This is a genomic window from Streptomyces sp. AP-93, from assembly GCF_022808175.1.
GTDB lineage: Bacteria > Actinomycetota > Actinomycetes > Streptomycetales > Streptomycetaceae > Streptomyces.
In genome coordinates, this window is sequence record NZ_JALGBX010000005.1 from 160,539 (window position 1) to 181,589 (window position 21,051).

General features: G+C 72.0%; 21 protein-coding genes and 1 pseudogene. 14 read left to right on the plus strand and 8 right to left on the minus strand.

Annotation, left to right across the window (positions count from 1 at the left end; all coding sequences use genetic code 11):
* Positions 1-45: 45 nt before the first annotated feature.
* The 10 genes from MTF69_RS10515 (at position 46) to MTF69_RS10560 (ending at position 10,033) form a co-directional block, all read left to right on the plus strand.
* Positions 46-1,728, plus strand: coding sequence for an ABC transporter substrate-binding protein (locus MTF69_RS10515; RefSeq protein ID WP_243332905.1), 1,683 nt, complete (start codon positions 46-48; stop codon positions 1,726-1,728).
* The gene (locus MTF69_RS10520) at positions 1,725-2,705 is read left to right on the plus strand and encodes an ABC transporter permease (RefSeq protein WP_243332907.1); all 981 of its coding nucleotides are present in this window, start codon (positions 1,725-1,727) and stop codon (positions 2,703-2,705) included. The genes MTF69_RS10515 and MTF69_RS10520 overlap by 4 nt, the downstream gene beginning before the upstream one ends.
* Entirely contained in the window at positions 2,702-3,595 is an 894-nt protein-coding gene (locus MTF69_RS10525; RefSeq protein WP_243332909.1) for an ABC transporter permease, read from the plus strand. Before MTF69_RS10520 ends, MTF69_RS10525 begins: the two co-directional genes overlap by 4 nt.
* Positions 3,592-4,566, plus strand: a complete 975-nt coding sequence (locus MTF69_RS10530) for an ABC transporter ATP-binding protein (protein WP_243332911.1) — start codon at positions 3,592-3,594, stop codon at positions 4,564-4,566. Before MTF69_RS10525 ends, MTF69_RS10530 begins: the two co-directional genes overlap by 4 nt.
* Positions 4,563-5,420: an ABC transporter ATP-binding protein gene (locus MTF69_RS10535; protein WP_243332913.1), complete on the plus strand. Its 858-nt coding sequence runs from the start codon at positions 4,563-4,565 to the stop codon at positions 5,418-5,420. The genes MTF69_RS10530 and MTF69_RS10535 overlap by 4 nt, the downstream gene beginning before the upstream one ends.
* 336 nt (positions 5,421-5,756) lie before the next feature.
* Entirely contained in the window at positions 5,757-6,557 is an 801-nt protein-coding gene (locus MTF69_RS10540; protein ID WP_243333230.1) for an ABC transporter substrate-binding protein, read from the plus strand.
* Positions 6,524-7,354 carry an amino acid ABC transporter permease gene (locus tag MTF69_RS10545; protein ID WP_374322665.1) on the plus strand — a complete coding sequence of 277 codons (831 nt, stop codon included), beginning with the start codon at positions 6,524-6,526 and terminating at the stop codon, positions 7,352-7,354. Before MTF69_RS10540 ends, MTF69_RS10545 begins: the two co-directional genes overlap by 34 nt.
* A gap of 7 nt (positions 7,355-7,361) precedes the next feature.
* Positions 7,362-8,195 carry an amino acid ABC transporter ATP-binding protein gene (locus tag MTF69_RS10550; RefSeq protein ID WP_374322668.1) on the plus strand — a complete coding sequence of 278 codons (834 nt, stop codon included), beginning with the start codon at positions 7,362-7,364 and terminating at the stop codon, positions 8,193-8,195.
* Between the two features lie 292 nt (positions 8,196-8,487).
* On the plus strand, positions 8,488-9,630 hold the full coding sequence (locus tag MTF69_RS10555) for a mechanosensitive ion channel family protein (RefSeq protein ID WP_243332919.1): 1,143 nt from the start codon (positions 8,488-8,490) through the stop codon (positions 9,628-9,630).
* Positions 9,631-9,781: 151 nt separating this feature from the next.
* Positions 9,782-10,033 carry an EF-hand domain-containing protein gene (locus MTF69_RS10560; protein WP_243332921.1) on the plus strand — a complete coding sequence of 84 codons (252 nt, stop codon included), beginning with the start codon at positions 9,782-9,784 and terminating at the stop codon, positions 10,031-10,033.
* Between the two features lie 62 nt (positions 10,034-10,095).
* Here the strand turns inward: MTF69_RS10560 and MTF69_RS10565 are convergent, their stop codons facing one another.
* The 4 genes from MTF69_RS10565 to MTF69_RS10580 all read right to left on the minus strand — a co-directional run bounded on the left by MTF69_RS10565 (position 10,096) and on the right by MTF69_RS10580 (position 13,766).
* Positions 10,096-11,334, minus strand: a complete 1,239-nt coding sequence (locus MTF69_RS10565) for a cytochrome P450 (RefSeq protein ID WP_243332923.1) — start codon at positions 11,332-11,334, stop codon at positions 10,096-10,098.
* A gap of 24 nt (positions 11,335-11,358) precedes the next feature.
* On the minus strand, positions 11,359-12,753 hold the full coding sequence (locus MTF69_RS10570; protein WP_243332924.1) for an NAD(P)/FAD-dependent oxidoreductase: 1,395 nt from the start codon (positions 12,751-12,753) through the stop codon (positions 11,359-11,361).
* A complete protein-coding gene (locus MTF69_RS10575; RefSeq protein WP_243333231.1) occupies positions 12,746-13,012 on the minus strand; it encodes a ferredoxin in 267 nt (88 codons plus the stop codon). The genes MTF69_RS10570 and MTF69_RS10575 overlap by 8 nt, the downstream gene beginning before the upstream one ends.
* Before the next feature lie 109 nt (positions 13,013-13,121).
* The gene (locus tag MTF69_RS10580) at positions 13,122-13,766 is read right to left on the minus strand and encodes a hypothetical protein (protein WP_243332925.1); all 645 of its coding nucleotides are present in this window, start codon (positions 13,764-13,766) and stop codon (positions 13,122-13,124) included.
* Positions 13,767-13,901: 135 nt separating this feature from the next.
* Here MTF69_RS10580 and MTF69_RS10585 point away from each other — a divergent pair, with 135 nt between their 5' ends.
* From MTF69_RS10585 to MTF69_RS10595, 3 genes are read left to right on the plus strand one after another with little or no spacing between them, the layout of a single operon-like run.
* Positions 13,902-14,384: a hypothetical protein gene (locus MTF69_RS10585; RefSeq protein WP_243332926.1), complete on the plus strand. Its 483-nt coding sequence runs from the start codon at positions 13,902-13,904 to the stop codon at positions 14,382-14,384.
* Positions 14,381-14,611, plus strand: coding sequence for a helix-turn-helix transcriptional regulator (locus MTF69_RS10590; protein ID WP_374322760.1), 231 nt, complete (start codon positions 14,381-14,383; stop codon positions 14,609-14,611). Before MTF69_RS10585 ends, MTF69_RS10590 begins: the two co-directional genes overlap by 4 nt.
* Positions 14,608-15,600 (plus strand): NAD(P)-dependent alcohol dehydrogenase, encoded by a 993-nt coding sequence (locus tag MTF69_RS10595; protein ID WP_243332928.1) that lies wholly within the window; start codon positions 14,608-14,610, stop codon positions 15,598-15,600. The genes MTF69_RS10590 and MTF69_RS10595 overlap by 4 nt, the downstream gene beginning before the upstream one ends.
* 30 nt (positions 15,601-15,630) lie before the next feature.
* Here MTF69_RS10595 and MTF69_RS10600 read toward each other — a convergent pair whose 3' ends face one another.
* Positions 15,631-16,173, minus strand: coding sequence for a DapH/DapD/GlmU-related protein (locus tag MTF69_RS10600; protein ID WP_243332929.1), 543 nt, complete (start codon positions 16,171-16,173; stop codon positions 15,631-15,633).
* Between the two features lie 262 nt (positions 16,174-16,435).
* Here MTF69_RS10600 and MTF69_RS10605 point away from each other — a divergent pair, with 262 nt between their 5' ends.
* Complete coding sequence (locus tag MTF69_RS10605) at positions 16,436-17,182, plus strand: DUF4232 domain-containing protein (RefSeq protein WP_243332931.1); 747 nt, start codon at positions 16,436-16,438, stop codon at positions 17,180-17,182.
* 228 nt (positions 17,183-17,410) lie between these two features.
* On the opposite strand, the pseudogene MTF69_RS10610 reads toward MTF69_RS10605, so the two are convergent.
* From MTF69_RS10610 to MTF69_RS10620, 3 genes and pseudogenes are all read right to left on the minus strand, one after another.
* A pseudogene (locus MTF69_RS10610) lies at positions 17,411-18,160 on the minus strand (VanW family protein); the annotation flags it as partial.
* Positions 18,161-18,343: 183 nt separating this feature from the next.
* Positions 18,344-19,591 carry an MFS transporter gene (locus tag MTF69_RS10615; RefSeq protein ID WP_243332933.1) on the minus strand — a complete coding sequence of 416 codons (1,248 nt, stop codon included), beginning with the start codon at positions 19,589-19,591 and terminating at the stop codon, positions 18,344-18,346.
* Positions 19,588-20,961 (minus strand): GH1 family beta-glucosidase, encoded by a 1,374-nt coding sequence (locus MTF69_RS10620; protein WP_243332935.1) that lies wholly within the window; start codon positions 20,959-20,961, stop codon positions 19,588-19,590. The genes MTF69_RS10615 and MTF69_RS10620 overlap by 4 nt, the downstream gene beginning before the upstream one ends.
* Positions 20,962-21,051 lie beyond the last annotated feature (90 nt).

The following is a 21,051-nucleotide window of genomic DNA, read 5'->3' on the forward strand; positions in this document are numbered from 1 at the left end:
GAGCGTCACCCACCCCACCGAGCTCATCCCTCAGGGAGTCAGACGATGTCATCAACCCGATCGGGATCCCCCCTGCACCGCGGCCGCGGCCGCCGCCTCCGCACCAGCGCCGCCGCCGCCCTCGCCGCGGCCGCCGTGCTCGTCACGGGCGCCTGCAGCGGCACCGCACAGCCCGACAAGGACGCGGACCAGGCCGCCGCGTACAAGATCACGGACAAGACGCCCGCCGCCGCCGGAAACGTGGACTCCTTCACCTGGTCCGTCTACGCGGAGCCGACCACCATCGACTACGCGTACTCCTTCGACTTCCCGCCCAACCAGATCCTCGCCAACGTCTGCGAGAGCCTGCTGCGCTGGAACCCCGACCTGACGACGTCCCCGGGCCTCGCGGCCTCGTACGCCAACCCCACGCCCACCACCTGGGTGTACCAGATCCGCCCCGGCGTGCACTTCCACGACGGGACGGTGCTCACCGCCGACGACGTCGTCGCCTCCCTGAGCCGCAACCTCGACCCCGGGACCGGCAGCGTCTGGTCGAACCAGTACAAGAACGTCGAGTCCATCGACAAGACCGGCCCGATGGAAGTCACCGTCACCCTGACCAAGCCGGACTCCACCTTCAACAAGTACCTGGCCGCCGGCCCCGGCACCGTGGAGTCCGCCGCCACCCTCGCCAAGTCCGGCAAGAACTACGGCAATCCGCAGACCGGCGTGAACTGCACCGGCCCCTTCTCCTTCGCCTCCTGGACCTCCGGCCAGTCCCTCACCCTCAAGCGGTTCGACGGGTACTGGAACCAGGAACTGAAGGCCAAGTCCGGCGAGGTGAAGTTCGTCTTCCTCGCCGACGCCACCACCCGCGTCAACGCCTTCCAGAGCGGCGAGGTCGACGGCGGCTGGATGGTCCCGCCGAACGCCTACGCCCAACTGGGCGCCACCGGAGCCGGAAAGCTCTACTTCGGCCGCAACACCACCGTCGCCGACGAGGTGGTCGCCAACCTCAAGGGCCCCCTCGGCAACCCCAAGGTCCGCCAGGCCCTCCTCATGGCCACCGACCGCAAGGGCATCGTCAAGGCCGGCGCCGGCGGGGTCGGCGAGGTCTCCGACTCGCTCGTCACCGACAACCTGTGGGCCGACGCGCCCCCCGCGACCCGCGAAGCCCTCGTGAAGGACCTGCCGAAGTACCCGTACGACCCGGCCAAGGCCAAGGCGCTCGCCGCCGAGGCCGGAGTGAACGGCCAGGAGATCGTGATCGCGACCAGCCCGCTGGACTCGCAGACCACCATCATCACCCAGGCCATCGCCCAGGCCGCCACCGCCATCGGACTGAAGCCGCGGATCGACTCCCTCTCCGCGGAGAAGTACACGACCCTCTTCACCGACCCCGCGGCCCGCGAGGGCATCGACCTCTTCCTCACCTTCTGGTACACGTCCATCACCGACCCGCTGGACATGTTCGCCTCGCTGGAGACCGGAGCCTTCAGCAACTACGGCAACTGGTCCGACCCGGCCTTCGACGCGGCCGTGCAGAAGGCCGTCGGGGCCCACGACCCCGCCGGGCACGCGGCCGCCAACGCCGAGGCGCAGAAGATCGCCTCCCGCGAACTGCCCTGGCTGCCCCTGTACACCCTGCCCGTCAGTGTCTTCATGGGCAAGAAGATCACCGGCGTCCAGCCCTCCATCGCCTACCTCTACTACCCGTGGGCGGCCGAGATCGGAGCCAAGGGATGACGGCCGCGGCGACGGCCGCGACCACCCGCGCCGTACGGGTGCTGCGCCGCCTGGCCGGCATGGCGGCGACCCTGCTCGTCACCTCCTTCCTCGTCTTCTCCTCCCTCTTCCTGGCGCCCGGGGACCCGGCGAGCTTCCTGATCAAGGGACGCAGCCCCAGCCCGGAGGACCTCGCCGCGCTGCGCAGCCAGTACGGCTTCGACGAACCCTTCCTGGTCCGGTACTGGAACTGGCTCGAAGGGGTACTGCACGGCGACTTCGGCCGCTCCTACCTCTTCCACCAGGACGTCTCCGCGGTCATCTGGTCGCGGCTGCCCTCCTCCATGCTGCTGATCGCCGTATCCGGCCTGATGATCGCCGTGTTCGGCATCGGCTCCGGCATCATCGGGGCGCTGCGCCGGGGTTCGCGCACCGACCGCTCCCTGATGCTGCTCGTCACGGTGGGCGCGGCCGCACCCGCCTTCGTCGCCGCCCTGCTGCTCAGGTCGGTGTTCGGGGTGCAGCTGGGCTGGTTCCCCACCATCGGCAACGGCGAGGGCCTCATGGACCGGCTGCACCACGTGATCCTCCCGGCGGCCGCCCTGTCCGTCACCTTCACCGCCCTGGTGACCCGCGTGACCCGCTCGGCCATGCTCGACGAGCTGAGCCGCGACCACGTGGAGGTCGCGCTGAGCCGCGGAGCGCCACGGCGCACCGTCATCCGGCGGCACGTCCTGCGCAACGCCCTCGGCCCGATCGTCACCGTCTCCGCGCTCCTGGTCTCCGGCATGCTGGTCAGCACCGCGATCGTCGAGACCGCCTTCGGAATGTCCGGCGTGGGCTCCCTGCTGGTGCAGTCCGTCGACCAGCTCGACTTCCAGGTCGTCCAGGCCATCGTGCTGCTGGTGGTGGCCGCCTTCGTCATCGTCAACGCCCTCGTGGACCTGGTCCACCCACTGATCGATCCGCGCACGGCCGCGGCGGGGAGCGCCCGATGAGCACCCTTCCCGAAACGGGCGTCACGACGACCCGTACCCCCCGTACCCGGCGCGACCCGCTCGCCCGGCTGCGCCGCCTCGGCGGCAGCCGGCTCCAGCGGACCTGCCTGGCGCTCCTCGTCCTGTTCGTGCTCGTCGCGATCCTGGGCCCCTGGATCGCCCCGTACGACCCCACCTTCGGACAGCTCGGCGACACCCTCCTGGGGCCGAGCGCCCAGCACTGGCTGGGCACCGACCAGGGCGGCCACGACACCCTCTCGGCGCTCATCGCCGGCACCCGGACCAGCCTGGCCGGCCCGCTCGCGGTCGTCCTGTTCTCCACGGTCCTCGGCGTCGCCGTCGGCCTGTTCACCGCCTGGCGCGGAGGCTGGATCGACACCGCCGTCGGGCGCGTCCTCGACGTCCTGTTCGCCTTCCCCGCGCTGCTCCTCGCGATCCTCGCGGTGGCCCTGTTCGGCAAGGGGATGACGGCTCCGGTGATCGCCATGGCCATCGCCTACATGCCGTACACCGCACGCCTCGTGCGGGGCCTGGCCGTCCGGGAGAAGTCCCGGCCCTACATCGCCGCCTACCAGGTGCAGGGCCACTCGCCCCTGTACGTCGCCGTCCGCAGGCTGCTCCCCAACATCGCCCCGACGCTGCTCGCCCAGTCGACGGTGAACTTCGGCTACGCCCTGCTCGACCTCGCCGCCCTCTCCTTCCTCGGACTCGGCGTGCAGCCGCCCACCCCCGACTGGGGAGCCATGATCAACCAGGGGCAGGCGGCCGTCCTGCAGGGCCAGCCGCTCTCCGCGATCGCGCCGGCCGTGGCGGTCGTCCTGGTCGTGGTCGCCTTCAACGTCGTCGGGGAAGACCTCGGCGACCGGCTCGCGGGGAGGGACTCCCGATGACACTGCTCGCCTACGAAGACCTGCGCGTCACGCTCCCCGCGATGGCCCGCCCCCTCCTCGACGGCGTCAGCCTCACCGTCGCGGCCGGCGAGGTCGTCGCCCTGGTCGGCGAATCCGGCTCGGGCAAGTCCGTCACCGCCCGCGCCGCCCTCGGCCTGTTCCCGCAGGGCTCCGAGACCGGCGGCCGGGTCCGCGTGGACGGCACCGACCTGGTCGGAGCCGACCCCGCGAGCCTGCGCGAGGTCCGCACCGACAAGGCGGCGATGATCTACCAGGACCCGCGGGCCGCCATCAACCCGGTACGCCGGGTCGGGGACTTCCTCACCGAACCGCTGCGCCTGGTCCACGGCTGGTCCAGGGCCCGGGCGAACGTCAGGGCCGCCGAACTGCTCGACGCGGTCGGCCTGCCCGACCCCGTCCGCCACCTGAACCAGTTCCCGCACGAACTCTCCGGCGGCATGCTCCAGCGCGTCGTCATCGCCGCGGCCCTCACCGCCGAACCCCGGCTCCTGCTCTGCGACGAGCCGACCACCGCCCTCGACGTCAGCACCCAGGCCGAGATCCTGGCCGTCCTGGGCCGGCTCCAGCGCGAACGCGGCCTCGGGCTCCTGCTCATCACCCACGACATCGAGCTCGCCGCCTCCGTCAGCGACCGGATCTACGTCATGTACGCGGGCCGGATCGTCGAAACGGCTCCCGTGGCGGAACTCTTCGCCTCCCCCCGGCACCCCTACACCGCGGGCCTCCTCGGCTCCTCCCCGCCCCTCGAGGGCCCCCCGGCCCGCCTCACCCCCATCCCCGGCGCCCCGATGGGGCTGCTGGAGTCGGCCCCCGGCTGCGCCTTCGCAGCCCGCTGCCGGTTCGCCGAACCGGGCCGCTGCGACCAGTCCCCGCCGCAGCTCCTGCGGCACGGCCCGGCCGAGGTCGCCTGCCACCGCGCCGCCGAAATCGTCCTGAAGGAGGACAGTTGAGCAACCGTCCGAGCAAGGACACCGCCCCGGAACTTCCTCCGGAACTCCTCCGGGTGAGCGGACTGCGCAAGACCTACCGGACCGGCGGGACGGAGGTCGTCGCCGTCGACGACCTGTCGTTCTCCGTACGGGCCGGCGGGGCGCTCGGCATCGTGGGGGAATCCGGTTCGGGCAAGACCACCACGGCCCGGATGCTGATCGGCCTGGAACGCCCCGACGCGGGCGAGATCCTGGTCCAGGGCCGGCCGCTGGCGGCCTCCGTACGGGGGAGGCCGGCCCGGCTGGCCCGCGCCAAGGCGGTCCAGATCGTCTTCCAGGACCCCTACCTCTCCCTGGACGCGCGGATCAGCATCGGCGCGACCGTCGACGGCGTGCTCCGACTGCACGGCATGTCCGATCGGACGGCCCGCGCCGCACGCGTACGGGAACTGCTGGCGCAGGTCGGCCTCGGCGACCGCGAGGCCGCCGCCCTGCCCCGGCGGCTCTCCGGCGGGCAGCGCCAACGCGCCGCGATCGCACGGGCGCTGGCGGTCGAACCCGCCGTCCTGGTGCTCGACGAAGCGGTGTCCGCCCTGGACGTGTCCGTACAGGCGCAGGTGCTCAACCTGCTCTCCGACATCCGGCGCGACACCGGGATCGGCCTGGTCTTCGTCAGCCACGACCTGGCCGTCGTCCGCTACGTCTGCGACGAGGCGCTCGTCATGTACCGCGGCCGCACGATGGAACACCGCCCGGTCACCGAGCTCCTCACCGCACCCGAGCACCCCTACACCCGGCTGCTGCTGGCCTCCGTACCCCGTCCGGGCTGGGACCCCGACTCGATCAGCCGGCGCCGCCGCGAGCTCGCCCCCTGACGGGCGCCGACGACGCGGACGGCGCCGGCGGCAGGGGAGTGACGCCGGGGCGGGCTCCCGCGAGCCCGCCCCCTTGCGGCCCGGAGGAGGGAACCACGGGGCCTGCGGACCGGCGCCTCCGGGCGGCCGAGTGATCATGGCCGGATCCACGCGGTGCGCCCCGGCATCCCCGGAACGCATCGCGGAAGATCCCTCAACGGGCGCCGCCCGTGGCTTACGATCTCGGCGGACGGTCCCGTCCCGTGATCGCCGCTCGACCCGCACTCGTGGAGGTCAACCGTGTTCCGGACGGCCACAGGAAACAGCACGCGAGGAAACCGCAGGCGCCCCGGCAGCCTGCGCATCCGCGTCGGCGCCGCGGCGGCGGGCGCGTTCCTCGTCGCCGGATGCTCCTCGGGCGGCGACGGCCCGGGCGAAGCCGCCGGCGGGGTCCCCGTCGTGGAGAAGGGCAAACTGACGACCTGCACCCACCTGCCCTATCCGCCGTTCCAGTTCGAGAAGGACGGCAAGGTCGTCGGTTTCGACGTCGCCCTGGTCGACCTGGTGGCGAGCAGGCTCAAGGTCGAGCAGAAGATCCTCGACACCCCCTTCGAGAACTTCAAGACCGGCGCCTTCCTCAACTCCGGCGAGTGCGACCTCGCGGCCGCCGGTATGACCATCACCGACGAGCGCAAGAAGAACGTCGACTTCTCCGTCCCCTACTTCGATGCGACGCAGGCGCTGCTCGCCACCAAGAAGAGCGGCGTGACCTCGCTCGCCGACCTCAAGGCGAAGTCGAAGAAGCTGGGCGCGCAGGCCGAGACCACGGGCGAGAGCTACGCCAAGGCCCAGGGCTTCGACCCCGTCGCCTTCGAGAGCTCGGACGCGGTCATCAACGGACTGCGCACCGGCCAGGTGGACGCGGTCGTCATCGACTACCCCGTGGTCCAGGGCTGGCTCAAGGACCCCAAGAACGCCGCCGAGTTCACCCTCGGACAGAACATCGAGACCGGCGAGCAGTACGGCTTCTCGGTGAAGAAGGGCAACACCGCCCTCGTGGCCGCGATCGACAAGGCGATCACCGACGCCAAGGCCGACGGCACCTACAAGAAGCTCTACGAGCAGTGGATCGGCCCGCTGCCCCAGACCACCCCGTGACCTCCCGGCTGACCCGGCGCCAGCGCCGCCGGGTCTCGCAGGGCTTGCAGTACGCGCTCTTCGTCGTGGCGCTGGTGCTGATCGGCGTCTCCGCGGACTGGGACAGGCTGCAGAACCAGTTCGCCCAGAAGGACCTGGCGCTACGGCTCTTCCCGGAGATCATCACCACGGCCCTGCGCAACACGGTGATCTACACGACGTCCGGGTTCCTCCTCGGCCTGGTCCTCGGCCTGGTCATCGCCATGATGCGCCTGTCCTCCGTGGCCCCGTACCGGTGGGTCGCGAGCGTCTACATCGAGCTGTTCCGGGGCCTCCCGGCCCTGCTGATCTTCATCTTCGTCGGCGTGGCGGTGCCCCTGGCGTTCCCCGGCACGGAGATCCCGGGCGGCACGTACGGCAAGGTCGCGATCGGCCTGGGACTGGTGGCCGCCGCCTACATGGCGGAAACGATTCGGGCCGGCATCCAGGCGGTACCCAAGGGGCAGATGGAAGCCGCCCGCTCGCTGGGCTTCTCGCACGCCCGCGCCATGGTCTCGGTCGTCATCCCGCAGGCCTTCCGCATCGTCATCCCGCCCCTGACGAACGAACTGGTCCTGCTGTTCAAGGACTCCTCGCTCGTGCTGTTCCTCGGCGTGACGCTGTCGGAGCGCGAACTGACGAAGTTCGGCCGGGACCTCGCCAGCCAGACCGCCAACTCCACCCCGATCCTGGTCGCGGGCCTGTGCTACCTCCTGGTGACCGTGCCGCTGAGCTTCGTGGTGCGCCGCCTGGAGGCCCGCGCGGACAAGGCCGTGTGAGGAAGACATGCCACAGGAGGCCCCAGCGGTGGACACGACGGCCACGGACGGCCCGGAGATCGAGATCCGGGGACTGCACAAGTCCTTCGGCGCCAACCACGTCCTGCGCGGCATCGACCTCGACATCGCCCGCGGCGAGGTGGTGTGCGTCATCGGGCCCTCCGGTTCGGGCAAATCCACCCTGCTGCGCTGTGTGAACCTGCTCGAAGAGCCCAGCGAGGGCCGGGTCTTCGTCGGCGGCACCGAGGTCACGGACCTGGACGTCGACATCGACGCCGTACGCCGCCGCATCGGCATGGTCTTCCAGCAGTTCAACCTCTTCCCGCACGTGAACGTGCGGGAGAACCTCACCCTGCCCCAGCGCCGCGTCCTGGGCAGGGGCAAGGCCGAGGCCGATGCCGTGGCCCGGAAGAACCTCGCCCGCGTCGGCCTCTTGGACAAGTCCGAGGCGTACCCCGCCCAGTTGTCCGGCGGCCAGCAGCAGCGGGTGGCGATCGCCAGGGCCCTGTCGATGGGCCCGGAAGTGATGCTCTTCGACGAGCCGACCTCGGCGCTGGACCCCGAACTCGTGGGCGAGGTGCTGGCGGTGATGCGGGTCCTGGCGGGCGAGGGCATGACGATGATGGTCGTCACCCACGAGATGAGCTTCGCCCGCGAGGTCGCGGACCGCGTCGTCTTCATGGACGGCGGAGTCGTCGTCGAGCAAGGGCCGGCGGCCCAAGTGGTCGGGGATCCCCGGCAGGAGCGGACCAGGAGCTTCCTCAACCGGATCCTCGACCCGGCGGCGGCCGAGCCGCCCGGGGCCCCGGACGGCGAACCCGGCCGGGGCGGGGACGCCTGACCGCGTCGAGCCCCCGGGCCCCGACCGCCCGACCGCGTCGAGCCCCTGACCACCCTCGAGCCCTTGTCCGCGTCGAGCCCCTGACCGAGCCGTGCACCAGCCGGGCCCAACCTCGGCGCCGCGCCGCCCATGGGGCAGGATGGGAAGTCCGTTCCGGATGCGCACGCATGCGCGAACGCGGCCTCCAGCACGACGAACTGACAGGTGACAAGGTGACCACACCACCCCTCATCCGGCGGCCCGCAGGGCCGGCCCCCGTCTCCCCGCTCCGGCGAGGGGCGGAGGGCGTCCGGTGAGCCGGGACCTCGTCCTGCACGACTGGCTCATCGCCGGCATCGCCCTGGCCGCCGGCGGGCTCGCCGGACTGCTCCTGCGCGCCCTCGTGCGATGGCTGTCCAAGCACGCCCTCAGGACCCGGTGGAGCGGCGACGACATCATCGTCGACGCGCTGCGCACCCTCGCACCGGCGGCGGCCGTCATCGCGGGCGCCGCCGTGGCCGCCTCGACGCTGCCCCTCAGTACTACGGTCTCCGGGTGGGTGAACCACTCGCTGACCGCGCTGCTGATCCTCGTGGCCACGGTCGGCGTGGCCCGCGTCGTTGCCGGCCTCGTCCAGTCGGTGGCCCAGGCGCGGACGGGAGTCGCCGGATCGGCCACCATATTCGTCAACATCACGCGCGTCCTGGTGCTCGCGATGGGTCTGCTCGTCGCCCTCGAATCCGTGGGCGTCTCCATCGCGCCCTTGCTCACCGCCCTCGGCGTGGGCGGTCTGGCGGTCGCCCTGGCGCTGCAGGACACCCTTGCCAACCTCTTCGCGGGCGTGCACATCCTCGCCTCGAAGACCGTGCAGCCCGGTGACTACATCCGCCTGACGAGCGGGGAGGAGGGCTACGTCGTCGACATCAACTGGCGCAACACCGTGGTCCGCAACCTGTCGAACAACCTGGTGATCATCCCCAATGGGCGGCTCGCGCGCACGAACATGACCAACTTCACCCAGCCCGAACAACAGTTGTCGATCATGGTCCAGGTGGGAGTGGGCTACGAGAGCGACTTGGAGCACGTCGAGCGGGTGACCCTCGAGGTGGTCGACGGGGTGATGGCGGACATCAACGGCGCGCTCCCCGACCACGAGGCAGCCGTACGCTTCCACACCTTCGCGGACTCCAGGATCAACTTCACGGTGATTCTCGGCGTGGGCGAGTTCAGTGACCAGTACCGGATCAAGCACGAGTTCATCAAGCGGCTGCACAGCCGGTTCCGGGCGGAGGGCATTTCGATCCCCGCCCCCACGCGGACGGTCGCGCTCCAGCACGAGGACCCCCGCTCCGTGCCGCTCGCCGCGGTACCGGCGGCCTCGGCGGTATCGCAGCCTTCGCCGGTCCCGCACCAGCGCGAGGCACCGGCCGCGGCCCTGGCGGACGGTGTGCGGTAGCGGACCGGGCCGGCGCGCCGGCGCCCCGCCACCCGCTCCGGAGGCGTGGGGGGACACCGGAGGCGGGTGGCGGTGGGGCGGGTCATAGGCTGAAGGCCGGGGGCCGCGCAGCGGTCTCCCGCACCGAGCCGCCCATCGAGAGGACCACGTCATGAGTGAGAAGGCCCGCAAGCTGTTCGATGCGCTCGACCTGAACAGCGACGGGGTCCTGACCAGGGTCGAGGTGATCACGGCCCTGCGCAGCAAGGGCCCCACCCTCGCCGCCCAGGGGGACCTGCCCTTCTGGGCCGTGGGCGACGTGGACGCCTCCTCGGCCCTCTTCGACCGGGCGAACGCGGACGGCGACGAGGTACTGACCTTCGAGGAGTTCGAGCGCGAGGTCGACCGCCGCTTCGGCTGGTAGCCGCGAGCGGGCCCCGGATCCATGCCGGATCGGGGCCCGCTCGGTACCGGCTCAGTGCCGGCTCAGGCGCGGATCCCGTCGCAGGCGATCTGCAGGTGCCGGGGCCCGCGCAGCACCGCGTTCTGCCGGTAGGGCGGCGGGTCCTCCAGCAGCCGCGGGTTCTCCAGCCGCCGGGCCAGCTCGCTCAGCGCGAGCTGGGCCTCCATCCGTGCCAGCGGGGCGCCGAAGCAGCTGTGGATGCCGCTGCCCAGGCCCAGGTGCTGGATGTCCTTGCGGTGCGGGTCGAAGCGGTCCGGGTTCTCGAAGCGGTTGGGGTCCCGGTTGCCGGAGGCCAGGATCAGCCACATCGAGGATCCCTTGGGGATGGTCACCCCGCCCACCTCGATGTCCACCAACGGGGTGCGCTGCGGCAGCAGTTGCACCGGCGGCTCGAACCGCAGCAGCTCCTCCACCAGCGGCACGGCCAGCCGGGGTTCCTCCTTCAGCTCCCGCAGCACGTCCGGGTTGCGCAGCAGGGTCAGCATGCCGTTGGTGATCAGGTTGACCGTGGTCTCGTGGCCCGCGATCAGCAGCAGGGCCGCCGTGCTCAGCAGCTCCATCGTGGACATGGACTCGTCCGGCCCGTGTCCCACGGCCAGTTGGGAGAGCATGTCCTCGCCGGGGTCCTTGCGCCGCTGCTCGATCAGCCCGGCCAGGTACATGCCCAGCTCCATGCGGGAGTCGTGGGTCCTGCGCTGCCGTTCGGCGGGATCGGAGTCCGGATCGGGGTCCAGGCTGGCGGCGAGGGTGTCGGCCCAGACGTGGAACTTGGCCTCGTCCTCGCGCGGCACGCCGAGCAGCTGGCAGATCATCGTCACCGGGAACGGGTACGCGAACTGGTCGACCAGGTCGATCTTCCCGGTGTCGCCGAGGTTGTCGATGAGACCGGTGACGATGTCCTTCAGCCCCCCGCGCATCCCGTCGACGCGGTGCGGGGAGTGCGGCGGCCCGAAGGGCCGGTTCGTCATCCGGCGCAGCCGGTCGTGCTCCGGCGGGTCCAGTTTCAGGAAGCTCGGCGGCAGCGCGGTCTCCTCCGCCTCCCCGCCCTCGGCCAGCGGGTCCCCGGCCGTGGCGGCCAGGTTGCGCGCGTCGGAGCTGAGCCGCGGATCGTGCAGCAGGCTCTGGATGTCGTAGTAGGTGCTGATGACGTACGGTCCGGTCCCGTCGTGGAAGACGGGGGTCTTGCGCAGCTCTTCGTACAGCGGGTACGGGTTCGCGCGGCTGGAATAGTCCAGGATCTGGCTCAGGATGCCGTGGGCCATGGGGGTCCTCCGGGAACGTGCGGGTCAGTGCCCGGCGGGGGTGAAGGTGGCGATCCGGCGGTCGGCCGGCGAGTACCCGCTGAGGGTGATGGTCGGGCCGTGCGTGGGCACGGAGGGGTCGGGGAAGTCGGCCGGGATCGGCCGCTGCCCGTCGGGGCGCCGGTCCACCGTGGTGAACGGGGGCGGGAAGGGCGTGCAGGCCTCGATCTGCTTCTCGTAGAACTGCAGCCAGCGCCCGTTGTCGAAGGTGACGGCCCCGATGATCCGGCCCTGGTAGCCGTAGACGGCGGTGAACCGGCGCTCGGCCCGCGAGCCCTGGGTGAACATGATCTCGCTGCCCATGGAGGGCACGCCGACGGACTTGATGTTCACCCCGAACTGCGAGGACCAGAACGCCGGCACCCACAGGTGCGGCCGGCGGTCGGTGCTCTCGCTCAGCATGTTGTGGGCGGCGGTCTCGGACTGCGCCACGGCGTTGCCCCAGTGCTCCAGGGAGAGGAACTGGTAGCCGAACAGCGCGTGCGGGGAGCGGGCCACGTCGCCCGCCACGTAGATGTCGTCGGTGACGATCCCGCGGAGGTCGAAGGCCCGGCAGCCCGCGTCGCAGGCGATGCCGCGCGGACCCGCGCCGAGCCCGGAGCCGGTCAGCCACTCGGTGTTGCGCTGGGCGCCGAGCGAGACGACCACCACGTCGCATTCCAGCGTGGTGCCGTCGGAGAGGTGTGCGGCCCGCACCCGCCCGGTGGAGTCGCCCTCCAGGGCGGTCACCATGATCCCGGTCCGCAGGTCCACGCCGTTCTCCCGGTGGAGTTCAGCGGCGACCGCCCCGATCACCCCGCCCAGGGCGCCGACCAGGGGGCCGTCGCCGCGTTCGGCGACGGTCACGTCGAGCCCGCGCTCCCGGCACGCCGAGGCGATCTCGGAGCCGGTGAACCCGGCGCCGATGACCAGGACCCGGCGCGGTCCGGCCGCCAGGGCGCGGGCCAGGCCCGCCCCGTCCTCGCGGGTGCGCAGGGTGAAGACCCCGCCGAGCTCGCCCTCGGCCTCGTTCGGCCAGGGCCGGGCCCGGACGCCGGTGGCGATCAGGAGACGGTCGTACGGGACCTCCTCGCCATCGGCGAGCTTGACCGTACGGGCCGCCATGTCGAGCCCGGTGGCCGCGACGCCGAGGCGCCATTCGGCGTCGATGTCGAGCCGTCGGGGGAGCAGGGTGTGCTCGGCGTCGGCCTTGCCCAGCAGCACCTGCTTGGACAGCGGCGGGCGGTCGTACGGCTCGTGGGGCTCGTCGCCTATCAGGGTCAGCGAGCCGGCGAAGCCCTTCTCCCGCATGACCTCGGCGGCGCGCAGGCCGGCCAGCGAGGCTCCGACGACCACGATCCGGCCGGAGCGCTTGAGCTGGTCCAGGGCGGTGTCAGCCATCGGAGGCCGCCCCTCCGGCGCCGGAGGCCGCGCCCGCCGGGGTGCGCGGAGCGGCGCCGTCGGGCAGGTCCAGATCGTCCACGAGGATGGCCTGCACGGGGCAGGCGGCCGCGGCCTGGGCCACGCGCTCGCGCTGCGCCTCCTCGGCCTGCGGATCGTAGAGCAGTCCCTCGTCCCCGTGCATCGCGAAGACGTCGGGGGCGAGGAAGGCGCACTGTGCGTATCCCTGGCACCGGTTGAGATCGACGACGAGCCTCAGCAAGGTGTTGTCCTTTCGGTGCCCCCCTGGGCTTCCCGGACCAGCGTGCGTGCGGTGGCGGCGGCGGGCCCGCCCGCGGCGGCCATTGGAGTGAGGTCCCGGGCGACCGTCAGGGGGCCGGGCGGGAGCGGGCCCGGCCCGACCGCAGGATGTACAGGCTCACGACCAGGGCCCAGGCCGGGAAGACCAGCTCGGACCATGGCAAGGAGGAGCCCGCCACCAGCAGCACCAGGCCGGCGAGGTACCCGGCCAGGGCCAGCGGGCGCGGGAAGACGCCGATCCGGCGGCCGATCGTGGAGGTCGCGAACACGAACACCGCGGCCATCCGCATCCCGTACGTGGTCAGGAGGTTGTAGGCGAAATGACGCCCGAACTCCTGTGGCTGGCCGACGTCCAGCACGGTCCCGGCGGCCGCGGCGGCGCCGAAGAGGCTGGCGACGAAGACCAGCCCGCTGCCCAGGAAGACGGTGGCCACGAACCGGTCCTCGGCCTCGCCGGAGTGCTCCCGCAGCGCACCCATGAACCACAGGAAGGCGATGCCCGCGAAGGGGACGAGCTCCAGCGCCGTGGTCACCGCGTCCCGCTGCCCCGAGGTGATCTCGACCTCGGCCGCGCCGCCGCCCTCCGGGAGGGCGATCCGGGCCAGCACGATCGCCGCCGCCATGAGGGCGGCGAAGAGGATCCCCGCCAGCCCGGCCGCCCGGGGGGTGCGCAGGCTCTGACCCGGGGCCGTCCCCGGTGCTTCTGGTCTCATCCGTCCAGCAAGCCCGGGGTGCGGCCGTGGTGCCAGCGGGGCCGCGCGCCCGGGTGACGGGGGGTCCGGGCCCCGCCTCCCCGCGGGGCATGTAAGAAATCATTGACATCAGGTATGAATCCTTTTACCTTCGTGATGTCAAAGTTCTTTTACACGGGAGCGGGTGCGGTCGTGGCCTTCGAAGAGAAGCGCGCATGGATCACGGGGGTGGTCGCGATCGCCGGGTACGCGGTCTACCTGGCCCTCGTGCTGGGCCGGTGGGGGACGGGCCCGTCCGGCGACGGCGTCCCCCTCACGGAGGTCCCGTACGTCACGCCGCTGCTCTGGACGGTCGGGGGCGCCATCGCCGCCGCGATCCTCCTCAACATCGCCGTGGCGGTGGCCAGGCCCGGCGAGGCCGACGTCAAGGACCAGCGGGACAAGGAGATCGGCCGCCTCGGTGAGCACGCCGGGCAGTCCTTCCTCGTCATCGGGGCCGTGACCGCGCTGATCCTCTCAATGGCCGGAGCGGACCGCTTCTGGATCTCGAACGCCCTCTACCTGGGCTTCGTGCTCTCGGCGGTGCTCGGATCGGTCGTCAAGCTCGCCGCCTACCGCTGGGGGTTCCAGTCGTGGTGAAGCCGACCGGCATCACGAACCGGATCAGGGTCCTGCGCTTCGAGCGCGGGGAGATGACCCAGGCGGAGCTGGCGGAGCGCATCGGCGTCACCCGGCAGACCGTCATCGCCATCGAGAAGGGCCGCTACTCGCCCTCGCTGGAGACGGCGTTCAGGATCGCCCGCGTCTTCGAAGTGTCACTCGAACAGGTATTCCAGTACGGGTATGAGGAAGGGACGGCGCCGTGAAGGCGATCGTGCAGGACACGTACGGCTCCAGCGAAGTACTGGAGCTCAGGGACATCGAAACGCCGAGACCGGGCACGGGCGAGGTGCTCATAGCCGTCCGGGCCGCCGCCCTGGACGCGGGAGTCTGGCACCTCATGAGCGGCAAGCCCTACCTGCTGCGGCTCCTCGGCTACGGGCTGCGCGCACCCAGCGTGCCCGTACGGGGCCGGGAGGTCTCCGGGCGGGTCGAGGCGGTCGGCGAGGGAGTGAGTGCCTTCCGGACGGGGGACGAGGTGTTCGGGATCTGCGAGGGCTCCTTCGCGCAGTACGCGACCGCCCGGCAGGACAAGCTGGCGCACAAGCCCGCCGGGATGCCCCTGGAGGAGGCGGCCGCCCTCCCGATCTCCGGGCTCACCGCCCTCCAGGCGCTGCGCGACGCGGGACGCGTACGGCCCGGGCAGCGGGTCCTGGTCATCGGCGCCGCCGGCGGGGTCGGCACCTTCGCGGTGCAACTGGCCAAGGCGTACGGGGCGCACGTCACCGGAGTGTGCAGCACCACGAAGACGGAGCTGGTGCGCGGGCTCGGCGCGGACGAGGTCATCGACTACACCCGCGAGGAGTTCGCGGACGGCGTCCGCCGCTACGACCTCATCCTGGACATCGCGGGCAACCGGGCCCTGTCGCACCTGCGGCGCGCCCTGACCCCGCGCGGGACGCTCGTGATCGTCGGCGGCGAGGGCGGCGGTCCCTGGCTGGGCGGCATGGGCCGGGTCCTGTGGGCCGCGCTGCTGAACCCCTTCGTGCGCCACGGCCTCAAGGGGTTCATCTCCGCCGAGCGCCAGGCCGACCTGGAGGTCCTGGGGCGGCACGTCGAGGACGGCACCCTGTCCCCGGCCGTCCATCTCACCTGCCGGCTCGCCGAGGCCCCGGACGCCATCGACCGGCTCCACCGGGGCGAGGCGCGCGGAAAGATCCTGATCACGCCCGACGAGGTCGACGACCTGCCGTAGCAAGGGCTCGGTCCGGCCCCGGACGGGCCGTCACCAGCGCCGGTTCACGGTCGCCTTGCCGCCGGTCACCAGGCTGGCCGGTGGAACGTCATCGGCCACGACGGCGCCGGCGGCGATCACGGCATCACGGCCGATGCTGACGCCGGGCAGGATGGTGGCACCGGCGCCGATCCACACGTTCTCCGCCACGACGATGGGCGCGCCGGTGAGGTACAGCCGCCGCTCCTCGGGATCGACCGGGTGGCCGCTGGTGATGAAGGTGACCTTCGGGCCGACCATCACGCGCTCGCCGAGCCGGATGCCGGCGTGGTCCAGGAACGTGCAGTTCTGGTTGATGAACACGCGCTCGCCGAGGTCGAGGCGCAGGCCGTGGTCCGTGTAGAAGGGCGGATAGATCGTGACCCTCGGCGGAAGCGCCTTGCCGAGGATCTGTTCGAACAGTTCCGCCTTGCCCGCTTCGTCCTCGAAAGGCAGGACGTTCAGGCGCGAGGTGAGCTCGGTGACGCGCAGGACCCTCTCGGCCATGGCCTGGAACTCGGCGCTGTGGATGCGCATGAGACGGTCGCCGGACAAGCTCGCTCACTCCCTTTGGAATCGACCACCTCGTACCCTAACGGTCTTCGCCGTGACCGCCGGGCGGATTCGGGCGGCTTCGGACGGCCCCGTCAGGCATCCGGGATGCCGGAATGCCGTCCGCCTGGGTGGTCGCCGTTCGTCATGGGCGCGTCACGGAACCGCCACAGCGGTGTGGGGCGGGAACCTGCTCGGGTCAGGGGGTCGTGTACTGCACGCGAGTGCCGGTGCGGGACCGGTCGTGAACCTCGGGGAGCACCCAATGCAGTACACAGCATGCATCGGCCGGACCGCGGCGGCTCTGGCGACGGCCATGGCGGCTGCGGCCCTGATGACGGGCTGCACGCCGACCGGCGACGGCGGCGGAGCCGTCGACCCGTCGGCGCCGCCTGCGGCCTCGCGGCCGGCCGGGTCCACCCCCACCGGCGGCGACAAGGGCGGAACGACCAGCGGCGGCGGGAGCGGCGGTTCCACGGGCGTCGCGTCGCCCTCGGGCGGCTCCTCCCCCTCCTCCTCCCCCTCCTCCTCCTCCTCCGGCGGCGGCACTGGAGGAGTGACGAAGAAGCCCTGCACGGTCGACGACGTCGAGGTCTCCGAGGCGCACCATGCCGACGTCCGTCCGCCGGGCACGGGAACCGGGGCCGCCGTCCTCTCCGTCACCAACACCTCCGCGTCCTCCTGCAAGGTGTACGGGTTCCCGACGGTCGCGGCGGCGGGCAACGGCTCGCCGGAGAAGAACCAGCCGCTGGCCACCACCCACACCGGCCCCGCCGCGGCGAACGTGCTGCTGGCCCCGGGCGCCCGCGCGTGGACGAAGCTCACGTTCGTCCAGGTCCAGGGCGAGGCGGACGGCTACTGCGAGTCCGGCGCGACCCCGGCCGGCCATCCGACGCTGGTCATCGGCGTACTCGGCGCCGGGAAGCATCAGATCGCCCTGGACGACGGCGTGTTCGCCTTCTGCGACGGCCGGGTGACCGTCACCGCCTGGTCCTCCGCCAAGCCGTCCTAGGCGCTGGACGGGCCCCTACGGAGTGGGTGCCGTGCCGGTGCCGGACGCGGCGGAAGCGTTGGCCGCGGTGGCCGCGGCGGGTGTGGCGGACGCGCTGGGGGTGGCCGGTGTGGCCGGTGTGGTGGACGTCGTGGGTGCGGCGGAGGCCGCGGGTGCGGGTGCGGCCGGGGTTCCGGGGGAGCCCGACGGGGTCGCGGGCGTGCCCGACGGGGTCGCGCCGGGCGTGGCCGAGGGGGACTCCGGGGCGCAGACGATCTCGTCGCGCGGGGTGTAGTGCGTACGGAACGTCTCGCGGCCGACCTCGTGGCCGCCCTGGACGAAGACGCGGTCGACGGAGACGTCGAACCCTTCCAGCGGGGTCTGCGGCTCGCAGGTGGGGCCGGTGACGGTGTGCTTCGCCGGCGGGGTGATGTGCGTCCGCGGGCCCTTGGTCGCGCGTATCTCGTCGTACTGCTTCGTTCCGAGCAGGGTGACGGTGACCGAGGTGGAGGTGGAGGAGGCCCGGACGGTCACGGGGTGTCCCGAGTCGTTCTGCCAGCGCAGGTCGAGGGTGCCCCAGGCGACGGTGGCCTCGCGGCCCTCCGGGTACCGCTCGATGTAGAACGAGTGGGCCCCGTGCTCCAGCGGCTTCAGGCCCGCGAAGAACATGGCGTTGTACATGGTCGTCGCGACCGCGGAGACCCCGCCGCCGGGGGATTTCACGTAACGGCCGTCGTTGATCATGATGCCGTCGACGAAGCCGTTCTCCTCGGTCCGCTCGCCCACCGCCTGGTTGAAGCTCCAGACGTCGCCCGGCTGGACGACGGCCCCGTTGATCAGTTCCACGGCGCGCGCGATGTTGTGGGTCCGGTAGGGCGCCGCGGGATAGGCGACGGTGAAGGTGGAGAGGACCTGCTGCCCGACGGCCGCCGGGGCGGTCGCCGTGGGCTCGGAGGGCCGGTCCGGGGCGGGCGTGCCCGCGGCGGCCGCGGAACCGGCGGAGAGGCCGCCCAGGCCGAGCACGGCGGCCGTACCGGCCGATATCAGGGCGATCCGCGTGGTGGCCGTACGGCCGTGGGCGCGTCGCATGTCTCTCCCTGTCGCTTCGGAAACCGAACCACACAAGTTTGGTCTAAATCGGACCAAAAGGGTGAGAAATGTGCCGGGTCTCACGATACGGGTCTACGGAACCGAGCGGATCCGCCTGACCAGCAGCGATCCCGCCAGGGCCAGGGCTCCCGCCAGTGTGTACAGGGCCGTGTACCCGCCGAGGTGGGTGACGACCGGGGCCGCGATCACCGGGGCCAGCACCTGCGGCAGCGCGTTGGCGATGTTGATGACGCCCAGGTCCTTGCCCCGGTCCTCGGCGGTCGGCAGCACGTCCGTGAGCAGGGCGAAGTCCACCGCCGTGTACACGCCGAAGCCGAGGCCCAGGACGAGTGAGGCCACGATCGCGCCGGTCCAGGTCTGCCAGACGGCGAGCAGCAGCGTGGCCGCGGCGATGACCAGCCCCGACCGGATGACGTAGGACTTGCGGCGGCCGCTGCGGTCCGACCGGATGCCGCTGATCACCACCGTGGAGAGCAGGGTGAGGGCGTTCAGCGCCGTGAGGATCAGGACGCCGGTGTCCGCGTCGCCCCGGTAGCGCACGGCGTCGGTCAGGTAGTAGAGCAGGTACATCGTGCTGATGGAGTACGAGAGGTTCATCAGGAACCGGGTCAGCCAGGCCCAGCCGAAGTCGGGATGGCGGCGCGGGTCGATCCAGAAGCCGGTCAGGAAGCCGCGCCACCGGAAGGCCGGCCGGGCGGCGGGGGCGAGCACCGAGTCCCGCCGCATCAGCACGTACGGCACGGCCGCGAGGACCGAGAAGGCCGCGCAGGCCAGATAGCCGGCGGTGATCCCGCCCGCGACCGTGGCCAGCGCCGTGCCGACCAGGATCCCGATGACCTGGGAGACGCCGAGCCAGCCGCCGACCAGCCCGCGCTGCCGGGCCGGGACCTGGTCGGGGACGGCCGCGGTGAGTGCGGCGAAGGCGGCGTTGAGGGCGAGCTGCACCAGGCACCAGCCCGCGATCACCACGGCGACGCTCTGCGCGAGCCCGAGGACCACCAGGCCCGCCGCCCCGCCCGTCACCCCGGCGACCACCCAGGGGATACGGCGGCCCGCGCGCGCCGTCGTACGGTCGGACAGCGCTCCGAAGACGGGATTGGCGACCATCGAGACGGCCGCGCCGAGCCCCGTCACCAGAGCGAGGGTGGACGCCTTGTGGTCCGGGGTGAGGAGCTCGGCCTGGCGTGCCAGCAGCAGCTGGAGCGGGCCGAACCAGCCGACCCACACCCCGAGGTTGGCCAGGGACAGCGCGCTCACCCACCGGCCGCCGGGCGGCGTGACCGTCTCCTCCGCCGCCGCGGCCTTCGGCCCGGCGGTCACCTGCCGCTCTTGATCAGGTCGCGGTACCAGGCGTACGACTCCTTCGGGGTCCGGGCCAGGGTCTCGTAGTCGACGTGGACCAGGCCGAACCGCTGCCGGTAGCCCTCCGCCCATTCGAAGTTGTCGAGGATCGACCAGATGAAGTAGCCGCGGACGTCGGCCCCCTCGGCCATCGCCTCGTGCAGGGCGCGCACGTGGCCCTCGTGGTAGGCGATCCGGCGCGCGTCCTCGATCCGGCCCGTGCCCGGATCGGGCCCGTCCCCGTACGAGCAGCCGTTCTCGGTGATGTACAGCGGCGGCAGCCGGTCGCCGTAGCGCTCGCGCAGGGTGGCGAGCAGTTCCCGCAGCCCGTCCGGGACCACCGGCCAGTCGAAGTCCGTGCGCTCGTACCCCTCGATCTCCCGGATGCCGAAGGGGAGGCCGGAGGGGATCTCGATCCCGCCGAAGGCGGAGGTGCCGGCCGGGGTGGGGGCGCCGACGAGCATCGGGTTGTAGTAGTTGACCCCGTACCAGTCCAGCGGGGCCGAGATCGCCTTGAGGTCCTCGGCCACCGGGCCGGGCAGCAGGGACTCCAGACCGTCCGGGTAGGCGCCGGTCAGGATCGGGTCGGCGAAGAGGCGGTTGGTGAGGGTGTCGTACAACGCGGCGGCGGCCCGGTCCTCCTCGCTCTCGCCGGCGGCCCACACGGGGCTGTGCGAGGCGGCTATGCCGATGTGGCGGGCGCCCGCCGCGCGCAGCGCCTGTACGCCCAGTCCGTGGGCCAGCAGCTGGTGGTGGGCGGCGGGCAGGGCGTCGAAGACGAGCTGCTTGCCGGGGGCGTGCTCGCCGAGGCCGTAGCCGAGGAGGGTCACCTCGGCGGGCTCGTTGATGGTGATCCACATCGGCACGCGGTCGGCGAGACGCTCCGCGACCACCGAGGCGTACGCGGCGAACCGCTCGGCGGTGTCGCGCTCCAGCCAGCCGCCCCGCTCCTCCAGGGCGAGCGGGGTGTCCCAGTGGAAGAGGGTGGGCACCGGGTCGATCCCCGCGGCACACAGCTCGTCGACGAGCCGGTCGTAGAAGTCCAGCCCCGCCCGGTTGACGGTCCCGTGCCCCTCGGGCAGGACCCGGGACCAGGAGACGGAGAACCGGTAGGCGTCCACGCCCAGTCCGCCCATCAGGGCCACGTCCTCGCGGTAGCGGCGGTAGTGGTCGGTGGCCACTTCTGCGTGCGAGCCGTCCTTGACGCGCCCCTGCTCCCGGGTGAAGGCGTCCCAGGAGGAGGGCCCCCGGCCGTCGGCGGTGGGCGAGCCCTCGATCTGGAAGGCGGAGGCGGAGACCCCCCAGCGGAAACCGGCCGGGAAGCGGGGCGCGGGCGGTACGGAAGCCATGGGCGACGCGGGTGACACGGGCGGTACGGACGCGGGCATGCGGACTCGCTTCGTTCGGGGACGCACGCGATCCCCGGCACGCACGGGTAC